Origin of the sequence: Bradyrhizobium roseum (assembly GCF_030413175.1) — a bacterium.
Lineage (GTDB): Bacteria > Pseudomonadota > Alphaproteobacteria > Rhizobiales > Xanthobacteraceae > Bradyrhizobium > Bradyrhizobium roseum.
Genome location: NZ_CP129212.1, coordinates 6,791,327 through 6,809,422, shown reverse-complemented (window position 1 = coordinate 6,809,422; position 18,096 = coordinate 6,791,327). Strand labels below are relative to the sequence as shown.

The window sequence follows — 18,096 nt, the reverse complement described above, 5'->3', positions numbered from 1 at the left end:
AGAATCCTGCCGAGCCATTATTGGCCGAGACCCAAATGAAGGGCGGACAGGTCAGGCCGTCGCCAGCCGGTCGAGCAGGGCCATCATGACCGGCGCGTCGGGCATCGGCAGCACCTGATCGACCCGTTCGATCAGCCGCGATTGCAGCAGCGTGTTGCGGGCCTTGCCGATGGTGCCGAGCGGCCCGCGGAAACCGTGCTCCTCCCAGGCGAGTTCGAGCAGGCTCTCGCTGACCAGCGCATCGATCAATTCATCCGCGGCGCGGTCGGTGCTGATCAAGGGATGCGCCGAGAACGCCGTCGGCCGCGGATAGAGGATGACCGGCTTGGAAGGCGCGCTCGCCTCGACGCGCTTCCAGCGGTCCGCGTCCTGCAGCACCCACTCGATCAACTGGTTTTCGTAACCGACAATCAGCGGCTGGGCGCCGGCGCCGCCGGCCACGTAATCATCGAACAACTTGCCCGAGGATGGCGGTTTGTACCCCATCCTGCGGAACACGGTCGCGACGTCGCCGTCGATGCGCCCGAGCGAGTCCAGTGCGATCACATCGCCGCTGAGCAGACTCGCGGTGAGCCCCGCGAACATGAAGCCGGAATTGGACTTGTTGGGGTCGGTCGAGACGACGCGGGCGCGGCCGAACAATCCGCCGACGCCCATCGCCTCCCAGGTTTCGCCGGCAATGATCGCCTTGAGCACCTTGAGCAGATCGACCGTGTAGCGCGGGCCGCCGGCGGGCTCGGCAAAACCGCCTTTGACCAAGCCATCGGCGATGCGGTCCCAGGAGTAGAGCACGATCGGCGAATTGAAGATCACCTGGTCGCGCGAAATCCTGACGCCGGAGTTGCGCGCCAGCTCAACCAGCACGGACGAGGAGGGCCACAAAAATTGCGGCTTCTGATCGAGGAGCGTGCGCTCGCGCACCATTTCGACTGAACCGGCGCGCCGTGCGTCGAGGATCAGTCCGAAGCGGCGCTCGAGCAGATTGCGGACGCGCGCATTGGCGAGAAAACCTTCCTTCTCGCCGCCGGCGAACCCCGACAGCCGTTTCGGTTCGCCGAACCGGCCAGCAATCTCGGGATGTTGCCGCAGATAGACGTAGCCACCGGTGCCGGCGGCGCTGGCAGCAAGCAATCCAATGCCAAAAGCCCGACGGGAAATGGCCATCAGGCTCTCCTTTTACCCGGATCGGAAACAGGAAGCTGCGATGAGCCGAGATCCTCGTCGAGCGAACTTTTCAAAAGCTTGAGTTCGATGTCGAGATTGCCGAGATCGGCTTCCTGCAGATTGGTCGCGTAGTGGCTGAAAGCGGTGTCTAGGCGGTCGATCAGATCACTGGTCGCCACCAGCCGCGTCGTGTCGCGGTTACCACTCTTTTCGAGTATAGCATAGGCTTCGGCAAGGTCCGCCGCGCGCGGCAGATAATAGGTCAGGAAGCGCCGCACCCGGTCGACGCGCAGCGGATCCTCCTCGACGCCGGCGAAGATTTCGCGGGAAATCCGCGCCATGTGCCGGACGCGTTCTGCGACCGCCTGGGTGCGAATCGTGCTCACGGCGACTTCAAGACGGATCGCGAGCGGTTCGGCGCCGGTCAGGAGCTCTCGCGCAAATTCGATCTTGCCACGCGCGACGCCGCTGGCGTCCAGCCCTTCGAACAATTGGCGCGGCGAGAGCATGAATATCAGCCCCGCGCCTGCCGCGACGCTGATGATGCCGGAGATCCAGAACGGCATGCCGACGCCGATCGCCAGAACCGGCAACAGGATAGCAGCCGCCGCGCCGGCCACGATCCAATTCAATCCTGACCATGCCGACGGCATTCAGTTGTACCCTCGCACCGCGCGAAAAGCCTGGGTCAGACTCTTGGTGCCGTCGAACACCCGGCCGCCGGTTAGCTTGGCTAGATTGTCGAGCTGGCTGCGGTCGGCGTCGTCACCGAAGGTGACGCCGAACACCGGCACGCCACGCCCATCGGCGCGCCACGCGGCCTCGAACGTCGACATGGCCCCCTGGCTCTTGCCGTCGGTCATGATGACGATGGCCGGCAAGTGCTGGCCGGCATCGAGAACCGGCTTCATCTCGGCCAGCGCGCGGGCCCCGCAGGTGTAGAAATCGGTGCCGTCGCGCGCGCGCAATTCGAGGGTTTTGGCGAGCAGCGCGGCTTGATCGCCGTCGTCGCCGCTGCCCGTCGCCGCCCACAGCACCCGATCGCTGAATGGCAGCACGATGATCCGGTCCAGCTTGGACCATTGCACCAGCACTTCCCGGGTGCGCGCCGTCGTCAGCAGGAAACGCATCGCTTCGAGCAGTTGCTCCTCCCCGTGCCCCTTCATGCTGCCGGAGACATCAATGCACAAGGCGGTCAGCGAGGGTCGCCGCAAGGCTTCCTGATAAAGCGACAGCGCCTTTTGAATGACCGCGGGCTCCGGCGGCCGGACCACCGTCAACGCCCGGCTCGGATCGAGATTGGTGGCGGTGTCGGCCTTGAGCGGGGCGGCGCGGCCAAGCTCGACCCGTCGCGCGGTCGCCGCGATCCGCGTCTGGGTTTCGCCTTTGAGCAGGAACGCCTGCAGGTCGGCAAAAAAGCTCTCGACCTCCTTGCCGCGTCCACGGTCGACAAAGCCGAGCGGGGAGTCGCCGACGGATACGCCGTCCTCGGGATAGATCGCGTAAAGCGGTTCCTTCCTGTCTGCGATCAGTTTGTCGTTGGTCTCCTTGATGATGGCCTCGTAGTTCCACATTGCCTCATAACGCGCGCCGGTCCGCTCGCCCTCGCGATAGAGATCGGCGAGCCATCCGCTCGATCCCGAGGAGCGCTCGACGCCGCGCAGCAGGCCGCGGACAGTGGCGAGCACTTCGGGCTTGTCAAGATCGCCGGACTCGATGAGATCGGGCTTGCCGATCCCGGCCGCCAGCATGGCGAGATAGGCCGAGGCGCCCGAATTCGATTGGGTCGCAGACGTCATGAGGAATTTCAGTCGGCCGCCCTCGACCGCGGTGAGGATATCCCTTGTCGTCACCTTGGCGCCGACCCAGCCCAGCGCTTGCGCCTTGGATCGTTTGACGCCGAGGATAACCGGCATTTGTGCAATCGACTTGACCGATTTGACGCGGCGGGCGGTGTCGAACATGTCGATCCAGATCGACGCCGCGGGCCACACCGCGTCGGCCTGCGGATCGTTGCCGGCCTTGAGCGCCAGCGCGATGTCCAGCGAACCCTGGTATTTCACCGTGCAGGTGGCGCGGCGCAACTGGCAGAACTCCTGGACCATCGGCTCGAGAATGTCGTTTTCCGAGCCGGACAGGATGGTGAATTGCGGGCCGGGCCCAGAGCAGGCGCCAAGCGCCAGCGCCAACAGCAGTCCGGCGGCAACGCGTAGCACGGCTCTGTTCATGCGGGCGACTTGGACAACGCTGTCTTCAACTGGTCGGTCAGCTGCGCCATCCGCTGTTCGATTTCGGCGCGCTTTTTCCGGCCTTCTTGCTGGACGTTGAGGACGCCCGAAATCGTATCGAGCAAATCGCTGTTGGTCTTTTCCAGCGTCTCGATGTCGATGATACCGCGCTGCGATTGCTTCTCGATCTCGATCGCCTGGGTCTTCATCATTTCGGACGCCTGCTTCATCATTTCGTTGGTGGCGTCGGTAACAGTCTTCTGCAGGTCGAGCGCCGATTTCTGGCGGCTCAGGCCGAGCAGCAGGATCATCTTCTGCTTCCACACCGGGATGGTGAGTTCGGTCGTGGCCTGCAGGTTTTCGATCAGGGTCTCGTCGCCGGACTGGACAATGCGGATCTGCGGCAATTGCTGGATACCGATCTGACGCGCCTGCTGCAGATAGAAGACGCGCTTTTCGAGCCGGTCGAGCGCCTGGGCGGCATCCTGATAGGTCTGCGCCGCCAGCATCGCATCGCTGCCGGCGCCGGCCGCCTTCGCCGCCTGTTCCAGCTCGAGCAGCTTGCCGCGGCGAAATTCTTCTGCAAACGCCTTGCCGGCAGCGATATGCGAATCGAGGTCGCCGAGCGAGGCCTTCGTCTGTTCGTGCAACTCGTCGAGAACGGCGATGTCGCGCCGCAACGTTTCCTTGTTACGATCGAGTTCGATGCAGACACGGTCGATTTGCGAGGCCACATCCCCGAATTGTTCGGAGAATCGCCGCAAGCGCGATTCCATCGACGAGAACAGGCGGGCGAAGAAGCCGCTGTCCTTCAGCGAGGCGGGATCCAGACCGCGGGCCTTGGCCAGGATGTCCGACAGCAATTTTCCGGTGGTCCCAAGCTCCCGGTTCTGGGTCTGGGCGAGGATGCGGTCGGCGAACTCGACGACCGAACGCTGCGCACGATCGCCGAAGGTGACGATGCGCGACCGGTCCGAGATGTCGATGTCCGACTTGATGCGCGAAACTGCGGTGGCGTCCACCATGACCGCCGGGACATTGATGGTTTCGCTCATCGCGCTTCTTCTCCTCAAACATATTCCCGCTAGCTACATGGTGCCGCGGCGAAGGACCGGCAAGATAGCTGTCACGCACGAACAAATCGATGACGCCTGGCGCGTCTACTCTCAATTCAGGTCGTCGGAAATCTGATTTTCGGTTCAACGTGACCAAAGCGCAGCACCTCTAACCGGCGCTGTCACGAAACTGTCATCAAAGTGTCACGCTCGCTGCGGGCTGATCTTCCACGTCGCTGCAAGTATTGCCGCCGTCGTCACGCCGCTGAAGACTGCGGCGATTGGAATGGTGACGGCGAGCGCCGCAGTCGCGGCCCAGCCGATCGAGCAGAAGGCTTCCGCGAATGTCGCGAGCCGCGACGAGGTCTGGCGGCGGCGGAACTGGCTGCGCTTGGCCTGCACGCGGAACCAGAGCTGGATTGCGCCCGCCGAGACGGTGGCGACGATGACGCCGAGCGCGGTGACGATCGCCTGTGTCAGCGAGGCAAAGGCGAGCGCTGCGATCAGCGGCCCGAAGATGGCGCAGATCGAGAGCAGCACTACTTCGACTTTGGCGCGGATGACGTTCGAGGGCGGGAGCGGCGCGGTCGCGACCAGGTCGGCGGCGTCTTCGCCCGAGATCGTCAGCCAGGCGAGACCACCGGCGAGCTGGCCAGCCGCCATCACGATCACGGGCGTAATCAGGACGATCGCGGACGAGGTTTCGGAAAAGCTTCGCCACAGCATCAGGGCAGGCGGCAGCAGATAGAGCAGTTGCATCAGGCTCTGCGACAGCAGCCACGGGTCGCGCCGCAGCAGCAGGAATTCCTTGGTGCGCAGCGCCCGTTGCCGCGAACCGCTGCGGAAGGCGGTCGTGCGCGGTCCGTGACGGGCCGCCCGTGCGGTCGCGGCGACGCGCACGGCGGTATCGGCGAATCTCGGCGAGAAGACCGCCATGACGACGCCGAGCAGCAAAAGGCCGGCGGCGATGAGCCAGGATAACACCTCGCCGTCGCCGATCGCTGCGCGCGCCGGCCACCATAGCGGGCTGTCGAGATCGGGCGCATGGGCGGCGGCGGCCTCGGAAGTCAGCACCGTAAAGCGCGAGAGCGTACCGTAGGAAAGGATGGCGGCGATCTGCAGTGCGATGACGAAGCCGGCGCCGATGACCGCAGAGACGATCTGCGCGACGAGGCGGGTACGGCTCGGGCCGATCAGGCGAAACAGAAATACCGTGATGGCAATGGCGACCGCAGCTGCCGTGAGACCGATCGCGACGACGACGCCAAAGGCCAGCAGCCACCTTGCGCCGCCGCCGATCACGAGCACGTCGACGAAGGGCGTCGACAGTAATAGCGCCATGCCGGTGACCGACAGCGCGATCGCGGCAATCCGGACCGAGAATACGTTGGCAAGATTCGAAGGCGAGGACATGATCAGGTCGAGATCGGCGCGCGCGTAAAATACCCGCGTCACCGATTCGATCGCCTGTGACAGCATCAGCGCCCAGGCGAGAAAGATCGAAGAAGTGATGACGATCAGTTCCTGCTTGCCGAGGGGGGCCTGCAGGTCGGCGAAGCGCCCGACCACCGCATAGGCCGGCAGGTGCAGGAAGGCGGCGAACACGACGAGGGCGATGATCGCGCGCTTTCGCTTGCCGCGGCTGCCGGTCATCATCGCCAGCCATTCGCGCCAGGCCAGGCGGATCTCGTGCCGGGCAAACCAGGAAAGCGCCGCAGTCGAACTCATGCGGCGATCGCGTTGGCGTCGACGAGCGCGATGAACACATCTTCGAGGCTGGTGTCGTTGCGGCCATTCTGCTGGCGCAATTCCGCGAGCGTGCCCTCGGCCACCAGCCGGCCCTTGGCGATGACGCCGATCCGGTCGGCCATCCGCTCGGCGACTTCGAGAATATGCGTCGTCATGATCACGGTGCATCCGGCACGGACGCGGTCCTGCAGCAGCCCTTTCACATGACGCGCCGACAGCGCATCGAGGCCGGTCAACGGTTCGTCCAGGATGATCAGGCGCGGATCGTGAACCAGCGCGCCGGCCAGCGCCACCTTCTGACGCATGCCCTTGGAAAATCCCTCGCAGCGCTCGTGCAGGTGCGGCTCGAGGCCGAGCGACAGCAGGAGCTGTTGCGCTGCGGGTGCGGAAACCTCGGGGTCGATGCCCCAGAGGCCGGCGACGAATTCGAGATATTCCAGCGGCGTCAGCTTGTCGTAGATCATCGGCTCGTCGGAGACCCATGCCGTGATCTGCTTGGCGGCGACGGGATCGGCGATGGCGTCAATGCCCAGGATGGAGACGGAGCCCGCGTCCGGCTTGAGCAGGCCGGCGACCATCCGCAACGTCGTGGTCTTGCCGGCGCCGTTGGGGCCGAGCAGGGCGTAAAACTCGCCGGCGCGAACGGTCAGGTCGAGTGCCTCGACGGCCGGCCGGTCAAAACACTTCGTTAACCCTCGTACTTCGAGTGCCGATCGATTGGGGTGCATGATGACCGTACAGTCCGGATTGGTTTGTCGCCGGGAAGCATGACTCGGAAGAACTTTAGGCCCGGTGAATCGCGTGGCCCAAATGGTGTCGACCCCCGCAACTTCCCGGGCTGCGGCATTTGTCCGCAATTGTTAACGGTGGCGCGGCCAGCGCTTTGTTGACAGCGGTCGACGCTTTAGGCTCAATGCAACGGGACATATGCGGCTACATGCATCGCGAACAGGCGATAGCGTGTAGACACAAGATGCAGAAAAGGCGATCGACAGAATCGCCTGGCATCGGGGAGGGAATTGATGCTGGACTTCGTTCAGCAGCTGGTGAGTGGTATCGCGCTCGGCTGCGTCTACGGCTTGATCGCGCTCGGTTTCGTGCTTGTTTACAAGGCAACCGAGGTCGTCAATTTCGCCCAGGGCGATTTGATGATGCTGGGCGGGTTCTTCGCCTTCACCTTCATCGGCATGCTCGGCCTCAATTACTGGCTTGGATTCGCCGGCGCGGTCATCTGCATGGCGGCGTTCGGCATGCTGGCCGAACGCGTCGTGGTGCGTCCGATCCTCGGCTACCCGCAATTTTCCATCATCATGGCGACGATCGGCCTCGGATATTTCCTGCGCTCCGTGGTCGGCATGATCTGGGGCACCGACGATTTCAAGATCGAGACGCCGTTCAGCGACGGGGTGTTGCGAATCGGCAGCCTCGTGCTGGCCTACGACAAGCTCTCGGTGATCGCCGCGACCGTGATCCTCTGCGCGCTGCTGTATCTGTTCTTCAACCGCACCACGCTCGGCACCGCGATGCGCGCCAGCTCGGAGAACATGCTGGCTGCCTACTACATGGGCATCCCGGTCAAGCGCGTGGTGTCGATCGTGTGGGCGATCTCGGCAGCGGTCGCGACCGCCGCCGGCGTGCTGCTGGCGCCGATCACCTTCATTCACTCCAATGTCGGCCTCGTGCTGGGCCTGAAGGCGTTTCCGGCCGCGGTGCTCGGCGGCTTCGGTTCGATTCCCGGCGCGGTGGTGGGCGGCGTGCTGATCGGCGTGATCGAGAGCATGGCCGGTTTCTACCTGCCGCAGGGCTGGAAGGACATCGCGCCCTATCTCGTGCTTCTGGTGGTGCTGTTGCTCAAGCCGGAAGGCCTGTTCGGTGTTCATACGCGGAAGAAAGTCTGATGCGGTTCCTCTTCAAGACCGATTACGAAGACGATATCAGGTTGTTTCCGCATAGCGGCTATATCGTTTCCTACGGCGTCCTGCTGGCGTTCCTCCTGGTCGCGCCGTTCGTGCTGTCGAGCTATCTCGTCAGCCAGCTGGTGTTCGTGTGCATCTACGCCACCGTGGGCGTGGGCCTGATGATCCTTACCGGATTCACCGGGCAGGCCTCGCTCGGCCACGCCGCGTTTCTCGCCATCGGCGCCTATACCGCGGGCTATCTGCAACAATACAACGTGCCGTTCCCGATCTACTTTCTGGCCGGTGGCCTGCTCACCGCCGTGGTCGGCGCGCTGGTCGGATTCCCAGCGCTGCGGCTCCAAGGCATCTACCTCGTCATTGCAACGATCTCTTTTGCCTTCATCGTCGAGGAAGTGCTGGCGCGCTGGGAAAGCGTGACCCACGGCAATGAGGGTATGCGGGTCAAGACGCTGAGTCTATTCGGGCAGGCGGTGCCGCAGAACGGGCCAACCTTTTATTTCCTTTGTCTTGGCGTCCTGATCCTCGTCATCGTCGGCACGCTCAATCTGCTGCGCTCGCCGACAGGCCGCGCCTTTGTCGCGATCCGCGACAGCGAAACGGCGGCGCGCAGCATGGGCGTCAACGTCTCGCTCTACAAGGTGAAGTCGTTTGCGATCAGCGCGGGAATCACCGGCCTTGCCGGCGTTTTGTTTGCGCACAAGCTTTCCTTCATCTCTCCAGAGATGTTCACGCTGCAGCTCTCGATTGAGTTCATCATTGTGATCCTGATCGGCGGTACCTTCAGCCTGCATGGCGCGGTGCTCGGCGCGATCTTCCTGGTCATGATTGATCCCTTCCTGACCTATCTGAAGGACGACCTGCCCGGCATCATCTCGGGGCTGGCTGCGATGTTCGGCGCCGACAGCGCGACGGCGGGGAAAGTTAACGCCAACGTCGCCGCGATTGCCTCCGCCAACGGATTGAAGGGCGCCATCTACGGCGTGATCATCGTGCTGTTCGTGCTGTTCGAGCCGCTTGGCCTGTATGGGCGCTGGCTGAAGATCAAACTTTTCTTCCAGCTGTTCCCGCTTTACAAGCGCGCCACCTTCAAGCGGCAGAAGATCTACGTGAAATCGGAGCGGAACCGATGACGTATTTCCGTGCGGATAACCTCTCGCTGCATTTCGGCGGTCTCAAAGCGGTCGATTCGGTCAGCTTCGCCGTGGAGAAAGGCGAGATCCTTTCGATCATCGGCCCCAACGGCGCCGGCAAGAGCTCGATCTTCAACCTGATCTCGCGCATCTACCCGCCGACTTCGGGCAAGATCTTCTTCGAGGACCAGGACATCACCGAGCAGCCGGCCTACGAAATCGCCGGCCTCGGCATCGCGCGCACCTTCCAGAACATCGAATTGTTCGAGAACGCGACCATGCTGAGCAATCTCCTGGTCGGCCGCCACAGGCACTCCACCACCCAGCTGTGGCAGGAATTGCTGTTTCTGCCGAACGTGCGCGCCCGCGAGAAAGCCCATCGTCGCAGTGTCGAGCAGGTCATCGAGTTTCTCGATCTCGAAGTCTATCGTGACAAGCTGATTTCGGGACTGCCTTACGGCGTCCGCAAGGTGATCGAACTCGCGCGTGCGCTGTGCTCGGAGCCGAAGCTGATCCTGCTGGACGAGCCGTCCTCCGGGCTGAATGTCGAGGAAACGGGCGACATGTCGTTCTGGATCCGCGACCTGAAGACCGACCTCGGCATCACCGTGCTGATGGTCGAGCACGACATGTCGCTGGTGAACCGGGTGTCGGACCGCGTGATCGCGCTCAACTATGGTCGCGTGATCGCGATGGGCTCGCCTTCCGAGGTGCAGCGCCATCCCGACGTCGTCGCGGCCTATCTCGGCGCATGAGGACGATGCCATGAGTGCTTCCGACATCATCCTCAAGCTCAGCAATATCGAGAGCTATTACGGACCTATCCAGGCGATCAGGGGCATCAGCCTCGAAGTGCCGCGCGGCCGCATCGTGACGCTGCTGGGCGCCAACGGCGCCGGCAAGACCACGGTGCTCAAGACGATTTCCGGCATTCTCGATCCCCAGAAGGGATCGATCGAGTTTCTGGGCAAGCCGATCCAGCGCATGGAAGCCGACAAGATCGTCCGGCTGGGGCTTAGTCACGTGCCGGAGGGGCGCGAGGTGTTCCCGTTCCTGTCGGTGCGCGAAAACCTGATGATGGGCGCCTATCCGCGCAAGGACCGCGACGGCGTCGCGGAGGATCTCGGCCGCGTCTACGGTTATTTCCCGCGGCTGAAGGAGCGCGTCAACCAGCCGGCCGGACAGCTTTCCGGCGGCGAGCAGCAGATGCTGGCGATCGGGCGGGCGCTGATGAACCGGCCGGCATTGCTGCTGCTGGACGAGCCGTCGCTCGGGCTGTCGCCGATCCTGGTGAAGGAGATTTTCACCATCATCAAGCGCGTCAACGAGGAGCAGGGCATGTCGATCCTGCTGGTCGAGCAGAACGCCAAGGTAGCGCTGGAGACGGCGCATTACGGCTATGTGCTGGAAATCGGCCGCGTCGTGATGAACGATACCTGCGAGCGGCTGATGAATTCAAAGGACATCCAGGAATTCTATCTCGGCGCCAAGGAAGAGGGCGCCCGTGGCGAACGGCGCTGGAAAAAGAAGAAAACCTGGCGCTAGAGCATGATCCGGAAAGTGGATGCCGGTTTTCCGAAAAGATCATGCTCAAATCAGAGAAATAGAGCGGGAGGCGGTTCGAAGAAGCGTCATCCTGCTCTATTTGACGCAGTTAAGGCATTGGCGTTGCGAGTGAATTTGAGCTAAATTCGAGTCCTGCTTCGAACCAAGACCGGCTTGCAAGACCGGTGGCCGAAACAGGCGATAGAGGGAGGAAGAGCGCATGGCCAGACCGGCAGTGCTGACGGTCGCCGACACGATCGCGAGGAGCTTTCTGAAGTCCGTGGAGACTCGCGGCGACCGCCCCGCGATCCGCGAGAAGAAATTCGGCATCTGGCAGCCGACCAGCTGGCGCGAGTGGCTGCAGATTTCCAGGGACATCGCCTTCGGCCTGCATGCTAGCGGCTTCCGGCCCGGCGACGTCGCCTCGATCATCGCCAATGCCGTTCCTGAGTGGGTCTATGCCGACATGGGCATCCTGTGCGCCGGCGGCGTCTCTTCCGGTATCTATCCCACCGACTCGTCCGCGCAGGTCGAGTACCTGATCAACGATTCATCGACCAAGGTGATCTTCGCCGAGGATGAGGAGCAACTCGACAAGATCCTGTCCTGCCGCTCGCGCTGCCCAACCTTGCAGAAGATCATCGTGTTCGACATGGAAGGCCTCAGCGCCTTCAGCGACCCGATGGTGCTGTCGCTGGCCGAGTTCATGGCGCTCGGGCGCAATCACGCCCAGGGCAGGGAATCGCTATGGGACGAAATGATCGGAAGCCGTACCGCCGACGATCTCGCCATTCTCGTCTACACGTCGGGTACCACGGGTCCGCCCAAGGGCGCGATGCATTCCAATCGCAGCGTGACGCACCAGATGCGCCATGCCAACGACCTGTTCCCATCCACCGACGATGAAGAGCGGCTGGTGTTCCTGCCGCTCTGCCACGTCGCGGAGCGAATCGGCGGATATTACATTTCGCTGGCGCTGGGCTCGGTGATGAATTTCGCCGAAAGCCCGGAAACCGTGCCGGACAACCTGCGCGAGGTGCAGCCGACCGCGTTTCTCGCGGTGCCGCGGATCTGGGAAAAGTTCTATTCCGGGATCACCATCGCGCTGAAGGACGCGACGGCGTTCCAGAACTGGATGTACCGCAACGCGCTCGCCATCGGCAATCGGATGACCGAATACAAGCTGCAGGGCGATACGCCGCCGCTGTCGTTGCAGCTCGCGAACTGGGCGGCCTATTGGCTGGTGTTCCGCAACATCCGCCGCATGCTCGGGCTCGACCGCTGCCGGCTTGCATTCACGGGTGCGGCGCCGATCGCGCCCGACCTGATCCGCTGGTATCTCGCGCTCGGCCTCGACATGCGCGAGGTCTATGGCCAGACCGAGAATTGCGGCGTGGCGACCATCATGCCGCCCGATCGCATCAAGCTGGGCTCGGTCGGCAAGGCGGCGCCGTGGGGCGAGGTCGCGATTTCGCCGCAGGGCGAAATCCTGATCCGCGGCGACTTCCTGTTCATGGGCTATCTGAACCAGCCGGAAAAGACCGCGGAAGCTATCGACGCCAAGGGATGGCTGCACACCGGCGATGTCGGCTCGATGGACAATGAAGGCTTCGTCAAGATCACCGACCGGATGAAGGACATCATCATCACTTCGGGCGGCAAGAACATCACGCCGTCGGAGATCGAGAACCAGCTGAAGTTCTCGCCTTACGTTTCCGACGCTGTGGTGATCGGCGACAAGCGGCCTTACCTGACCTGCCTGCTGATGATCGACCAGGAGAATGTCGAAAAATACGCGCAGGACCACGACATTCCCTTTACCAACTACGCAAGCCTGTGCCGTGCTGCCGAGATCCAGGACCTGATCCAGCGCGAGATCGAGGCGGTCAACGCCAATTTCGCCCGCGTCGAAACCATCAAGAAGTTCTATTTGATCGAACGTCAGCTCACGCCCGAGGACGAGGAGCTGACACCGACCATGAAGCTGAAGCGCAGTTTCGTGAACAAGCGTTATGCCGCCGAGATCGACGCCATGTATGGCGAACGAGCGGTGGCGTAAGCGGTCAAGCCTATCGGGAACGAAAGATTGAAAACGGCGAAGGATTGAGAAGGCCCCGCCCTTCGCTCGTCACGGGCCAACAAGGAGGATATTGCAATGTCGAAATCGTTTAGGGCGTTGGGCCTTGCGGTGAGCGCCCTTGCGCTGACTCAACTGCCGGCCGCGGCTCAGACCAAGGTCACCAATGAGGGCGTCTCGGCGAACGAGATCGTCGTCGGCACCCATCAGGATTTGTCGGGCCCGATCAAGGTCTGGGGCGTGCCGGTTTCCAACGGCATGAAGATGGCAGTTGAGGAAATCAACGCCGCCGGCGGCATCAACGGCCGCAAGGTCAAGATGATTCTGGAAGACAACGGCTACGATCCGAAGAAGGCCGTGCTGGCCTCGCAAAAGATGGTCGAGCGCGACAAGATCTTCGCCATGATCGGCGCGATGGGGTCGCCGACCGTGCTCGCCGCGCAGGACATCCTGTTCGACGCCGGCGTGCTGCAGCTGTTCCCGCTGACCGCCGCCGAATTCACCTTCAAGTTCGATCCGGCCAAGCCGCAGGAGCGGCTGAAGTTCAACAATCTGCTGCCCTATGTCGAGAGCACGCGCGCCGCGGTCAAGTACATGATGGAGGCGAAAAACTTCAAGAAGCCCTGCATCATGCATCAGGACGATGAGTACGGGAAGAACGTGCTCGACGGCTTCACCCAGCAGCTTACCGCGATGAAGGCGACGCCGGCGTCGGTGACCAGCTACAAGCGCGGCGCGTCCGACTTCAGCGCGCAGATCGCCAAGATGAAATCCGACGGCTGCGACATGGTCGTGCTCGGCACCGTCATTCGCGAAACCATCGGCGCGATGGGCGAAGCCAAGAAGCTCGGCTGGGACGTCACCTTCCTCGGTGCGACGCCGACCAACGTGCTGGAAGTCCCGGCGCTCGGCAAGGAAGCGGTCGAAGGCCTCTACGCGGCGTCTGGCTTCGAAATTCCGTACGAGGACACGGCGAAGGGCAAGGTCAAGGATTGGCTGGCCAACTACAAGAAGATGTTCAACACGGACGCCAATACGCAGGCGATCATCGGCTACAACGCCATGATGACCTTTGCGTTCTATGCGCAGAAGGCGGGCAAGGATCTGACCGGCCAGAAGATGATGGACTCGCTGGAGTCCGGCGAGAAGTTCCTCGACATCTTCAACTCGCCGCCGACCAAGTTCTCCAAGACCGATCATCTCGCCAACACGATCACCCAGGTCCAGCAGATCAAGAACGGCCGCTGGGTGCTGGTCAAGGAAGGTCTGATGTTCTGAGCAGGCGTTACTTCAGCCGGTACGGCTCGACGTTAAAGGGCTGCGCGATGATCTCGCGCAGCCCTTTTCTTTTGCCGTAGCATTCTGTGTCGATACTGAACCCCGTCATTGCGAGGAACGAAGCGACTTGTGGCGCTATGGATTGCTTCGCTTTGCTCGCAATGACGATCTCTGCTCTATCGTACCTTACTTCGGCCGGATCGCGTCCGCCGTGCCCTGGATGAAGGCCTGCAGCTTCGGGATATCCTCTTCCTTCAGCTTGCCGGTGAAGTCCGGCATGCCCTGGTCGCGGAACGGGCCCTTGAACACGAAGTCCTTCAGGTTGGCGATGGTTTCGGTCGGGACGTAGCCGAGATTCCGGACATTGCCGCCCTTGTCGACGCCGGGCACGCCATGGCATTGCGCGCAGGCGGCGACATAGATGCCGGTGCCTTCCTCGACGTCCTTGGGATCGTACTTCACGCCCTTCAGCAGGCCCTCGGTCTGGTACTTCACGAAGGCCGGCAGCGGCGCCTTGCCGCCGATCGCGAAGGTGTAGACGGTGCCGGGGCTCTGCAATTCGGTGACGCGCTGCGAGATCCCGAATACGCCGCCCCAGCCGACCGCGATCGATACATATTGCTGGCCGTCGAGCATATAGGTCGAGGCCGCCGCGACCACGCCGGTGCCGGTCGGGCTCTCCCAGAGTTTTTCACCCGAGGTGGCGTTGTAGGCGACGAAACGCCCGTCGGCCGTCCCCTGGAACACCAGATTGCCGGCGGTGGTCAGCGTGCCGCCGTTCCACGGCGCCACGTGTTCGACGCGCCAGGCTTCCTTCTGCTTGACCGGATCCCAGGCCAGCAGCCGTCCGAACGCCGGGCTCTTGGGTGGCGTGGCATTCAGCATGAAGCCGACATTCCAGCCGGCCGCCGCCGCGAACTTGCCGGGCGTCGCCGCGTTATGCGTGAGCGCTTTCTCCGGCGTGAGGTTGAGCGGCACGCCCTGTGCCGGCAGGTACACCAGCCCGGTTTGCGGATTGAAAGACATCGGATGCCAGTTGTGCGCCCCGAACGGGCCGGGGATGCTGTCATAGGCGGCATCCTCGCGCGCTTGCTTCACCTCGATCGGCCGGCCGTTGGCGTCGTAGCCGGTCGCCCAGTTCACGTCGACGAAGTTCTTCGCCGAGATGAACTTGCCGTTGGTGCGGTCGATGACGAAGAAGAAGCCGTTCTTCGGCGCGTGCAGGATCACCTTGCGCGGCGCGCCGTCGATCGTGATATCGGCCAAAATCATCGGCTGGGTTGCGGTGTAATCCCAGTGATCGCCGGGCGTTTCCTGGTAGTGCCAGGCGTATTTTCCGGTATCCGCATTCAGCGCGACGATCGAGGACAGATATAGATTGTCGCCGCCGGAGGGACTGCGAATCTTCTGGTTCCACGGCGAGCCGTTACCGGTGCCGATATAGACGAGATTCAGGTCGGGATCGAAGGTGATGGTGTCCCATGCGGTTCCGCCGCCGCCGTTGATCCAGTATTTGCCGGCGGGATCCCAGGTCTTGGCCGCGGCTGCCATCGACTCGTCCTCGAACGGTTTTGACGGATCGCCGGGCACGGTGAACCAGCGCCAGGCCTGGTTGCCGGTTTCCGCGTCATAGGCGGTCACGTAACCGCGCGCGCCATATTCGGCGCCGCCATTGCCGATCACCACCTTGCCGTTGAACACGCGCGGCGCGCCGGTGATCGTGTACGAGTGCTCTTTGCTGACGATCGTGTCCTTTTCCCAGACTACCTTGCCGGTGACGGCGTCGAGCGCGATCAGCCGCCCGTCATAGGCGCCGACATAGACCTTGCCCTTCCACAGTGCGACGCCGCGGTTGACCACGTCGCAGCAGCCCTTGTAGCCCTTCTCGCGATCGATTTTCGGATCGTAGGTCCAGAGCTGCTTGCCGGTGCGGGCGTCGATGGCGTGCACCACGCTCCATGAGGCGGTCTGGTACATGATGCCGTCGACCACGACCGGGGTGGCTTCGACGCCGCGGGAGGATTCCAGCGGATAGCTCCATACCAGCCCGAGTTGCTTGACGTTGTCGGCGTTGATCTGGTTGAGCTTCGAGAAGCGCGTCTCGGCATAGTCGAGGCCGATGGTCGGCCAGTCGTTCGAGGTCGCGGTGTTGGCCTTGATCGACGCACCGTCGACCGCCGCGGTCACGGCCTTGATGTGCTCGGGGGTTCCCTTGGCGGGGCTCTGCGCCTGCGCGCCGTAACAGAATGTCAGACTAAGCCCAATCGCCAGCGCTGTTCTATTCGGACTGGCTGCCATTTCAGAAAAAAAACGGCAAGCGGAAGCAACGCACGGCCAACGTGTCATCATGTTCCCTCCCAACGATCTCTAGCGGATCTGGGTGAATGCTATTCCGGTGAGAAGGATCGCGTCAATCAATGCAGGACGCGCGGGATGAAAAAGAAAATTCGTCTTGCGATATTTTGGCCGGATAGATCCAGGCTGGTATAACGGCCGCGGCGCAACATCGGCGCTGACTGAAACAGATTGTCGGTCGCTGCTGCCGCGCAATATCTGCGCAGCCTTTTTCGTCACTCGAGGCGTTCGGCTGACGGATCCGTCGCGGCGGCCAACGAACTCACGACGAGCGGTGCCGCAGGATCATGGCCTGCGGCGCCGACGGGCCGCGGTGCCTCGATGTATCGCATCACGCCGTGCTCGCCGATCACGAATGTCGGCCGGAAATTCCTGACGTTAGCGTCTTCAACCATCGCCATGCGGCGGTTGTCGAGCATCAGCCAGCGTCCGTCGAGCCGCGCGGCGGCTACCGCGTGGTCTTCGCCATGGATGGTGTCGTGAAGCACCACGATCCTGAGATCGTCGGGGGAAAGGCCGGCGTGTCGCAAAGCCGTAAATTTCGCGATCGCATAGTCCTCGCAATCGCCGCCGCCGCGGGCGAACGTGGCGAGCGGCGACGACCAGACGTCGATCTCGCCGTGATGGGCGACGTCGCTCATCGGCCGGATCGCCAGGTTGACGGCGCGGTTGATCTCGCCGAGGCGTGCGCGGCCCTCGCGCGCCCGGGCGGCGTCGACGATGTCTAGGAATTTCAGCGCGGCCGCAGACGCGCATCCATCACGGTCGCCTTCGCAGAGCGCAAGCTGCACCATTTCGTCGTCGAGCCGGCGTTGCGCGGCGAGCCATTTGTCGCGAAGTCCGCCGCCCGGGAGGGCAGACGCGACCAGTCCGAACGGCTCCGCCGATCGCTGAATCACTTCCGCCGACTCGGCCGGTCTGGCGGTCTCGGCCCGAAGGTCGGCTGCTCCGAACCAGGCCAGGCTGCACGCAACAATGACCGCGCTCCATGCGCGCGAGATGACTGACAACCCCATGTGACGCCCTTTGTCCGGGCATCGGCAGGCGTGTTGCGCCTGGGCGTGACCGGATCATTTGCAGGGCAGGATGGGCGGCGTGGCTTTTGATCCGCTTAAACCGAAGGGAAGTCGGCCGTTAACTGCAAAACAGCCCAAAATAACTTCCGCCGATCCGGCGAGAATTTTACCGATCGGCTTAAGCATGCCTCACGGGCCGGGGGCTGGAGATCGCCTTAACCACGAGTTATGGTTGTTTTTCAGGTAATGTGACTTTTGTGCTGAAAATTGTATGATTTGTTGACAGGTTCACAATTCGAACTTCAAAAATCCTATTATATGGCACCGTGGAACCACGGGAAAGCAGTGCCAAGTATAGTTTTTTATATTTATACTTTGAATACTCGAATTTTTGCGATTTAGACCAGCGAAGTGCACCCATGTGCCGCCAAGGTAGCCAAAAAGACCTGAAACATCTCGGCGCTTCCTACTAAAAGCAATCTTGGGGGGAGCGTCTTCTGGAATTTTAACAAGCATTAGATGGTTCCGCGGCGAGCGATACAATGATATGCAAGTTTAGACTGTCGAATTTTATATAAAT

Annotated in this window: 14 protein-coding genes; 6 read left to right on the top strand and 8 right to left on the bottom strand. The window is 62.4% G+C overall.

Annotation, left to right across the window (positions count from 1 at the left end):
- Positions 1–51 precede the first annotated feature (51 nt).
- The 6 genes from QUH67_RS32225 to QUH67_RS32200 all read right to left on the bottom strand — a co-directional run bounded on the left by QUH67_RS32225 (position 52) and on the right by QUH67_RS32200 (position 6,924).
- Positions 52–1,164, bottom strand: coding sequence for a hypothetical protein (locus tag QUH67_RS32225; protein ID WP_300943803.1), 1,113 nt, complete (start codon positions 1,162–1,164; stop codon positions 52–54).
- Positions 1,164–1,796 carry a 5-bromo-4-chloroindolyl phosphate hydrolysis family protein gene (locus tag QUH67_RS32220; protein ID WP_300943801.1) on the bottom strand — a complete coding sequence of 211 codons (633 nt, stop codon included), beginning with the start codon at positions 1,794–1,796 and terminating at the stop codon, positions 1,164–1,166. The genes QUH67_RS32225 and QUH67_RS32220 overlap by 1 nt, the downstream gene beginning before the upstream one ends.
- A 21-nt stretch (positions 1,797–1,817) precedes the next feature.
- Positions 1,818–3,392, bottom strand: a complete 1,575-nt coding sequence (locus QUH67_RS32215; RefSeq protein WP_300943798.1) for a substrate-binding domain-containing protein — start codon at positions 3,390–3,392, stop codon at positions 1,818–1,820.
- Positions 3,389–4,447: a toxic anion resistance protein gene (locus QUH67_RS32210; protein WP_300943796.1), complete on the bottom strand. Its 1,059-nt coding sequence runs from the start codon at positions 4,445–4,447 to the stop codon at positions 3,389–3,391. Before QUH67_RS32210 ends, QUH67_RS32215 begins: the two co-directional genes overlap by 4 nt.
- A gap of 204 nt (positions 4,448–4,651) precedes the next feature.
- Entirely contained in the window at positions 4,652–6,175 is a 1,524-nt protein-coding gene (locus QUH67_RS32205; RefSeq protein ID WP_300943794.1) for a permease, read from the bottom strand.
- On the bottom strand, positions 6,172–6,924 hold the full coding sequence (locus QUH67_RS32200) for an ABC transporter ATP-binding protein (protein ID WP_300943793.1): 753 nt from the start codon (positions 6,922–6,924) through the stop codon (positions 6,172–6,174). Before QUH67_RS32200 ends, QUH67_RS32205 begins: the two co-directional genes overlap by 4 nt.
- Before the next feature lie 294 nt (positions 6,925–7,218).
- Between QUH67_RS32200 and QUH67_RS32195 the strand changes: the two genes are divergently transcribed.
- From QUH67_RS32195 to QUH67_RS32170, 6 genes are all read left to right on the top strand, one after another.
- Positions 7,219–8,094: a branched-chain amino acid ABC transporter permease gene (locus QUH67_RS32195; protein WP_300943792.1), complete on the top strand. Its 876-nt coding sequence runs from the start codon at positions 7,219–7,221 to the stop codon at positions 8,092–8,094.
- On the top strand, positions 8,094–9,245 hold the full coding sequence (locus QUH67_RS32190; RefSeq protein WP_300943791.1) for a branched-chain amino acid ABC transporter permease: 1,152 nt from the start codon (positions 8,094–8,096) through the stop codon (positions 9,243–9,245). The genes QUH67_RS32195 and QUH67_RS32190 overlap by 1 nt, the downstream gene beginning before the upstream one ends.
- The gene (locus tag QUH67_RS32185) at positions 9,242–10,000 is read left to right on the top strand and encodes an ABC transporter ATP-binding protein (protein ID WP_300943790.1); all 759 of its coding nucleotides are present in this window, start codon (positions 9,242–9,244) and stop codon (positions 9,998–10,000) included. The genes QUH67_RS32190 and QUH67_RS32185 overlap by 4 nt, the downstream gene beginning before the upstream one ends.
- 10 nt (positions 10,001–10,010) lie before the next feature.
- Entirely contained in the window at positions 10,011–10,790 is a 780-nt protein-coding gene (locus tag QUH67_RS32180) for an ABC transporter ATP-binding protein (protein WP_300943789.1), read from the top strand.
- A gap of 220 nt (positions 10,791–11,010) precedes the next feature.
- Complete coding sequence (locus QUH67_RS32175) at positions 11,011–12,849, top strand: AMP-dependent synthetase/ligase (protein WP_300943787.1); 1,839 nt, start codon at positions 11,011–11,013, stop codon at positions 12,847–12,849.
- A gap of 96 nt (positions 12,850–12,945) precedes the next feature.
- Positions 12,946–14,145 carry an ABC transporter substrate-binding protein gene (locus tag QUH67_RS32170; protein ID WP_300943786.1) on the top strand — a complete coding sequence of 400 codons (1,200 nt, stop codon included), beginning with the start codon at positions 12,946–12,948 and terminating at the stop codon, positions 14,143–14,145.
- Between the two features lie 186 nt (positions 14,146–14,331).
- Here QUH67_RS32170 and QUH67_RS32165 read toward each other — a convergent pair whose 3' ends face one another.
- Together QUH67_RS32165 and QUH67_RS32160 are read right to left on the bottom strand one after the other, a co-directional pair.
- A complete protein-coding gene (locus QUH67_RS32165) occupies positions 14,332–16,443 on the bottom strand; it encodes a PQQ-dependent dehydrogenase, methanol/ethanol family (protein WP_300943784.1) in 2,112 nt (703 codons plus the stop codon).
- Positions 16,444–16,715: 272 nt separating this feature from the next.
- The gene (locus tag QUH67_RS32160; protein WP_300943783.1) at positions 16,716–17,516 is read right to left on the bottom strand and encodes a transglutaminase-like cysteine peptidase; all 801 of its coding nucleotides are present in this window, start codon (positions 17,514–17,516) and stop codon (positions 16,716–16,718) included.
- Between the last annotated feature and the right edge of the window lie 580 nt (positions 17,517–18,096).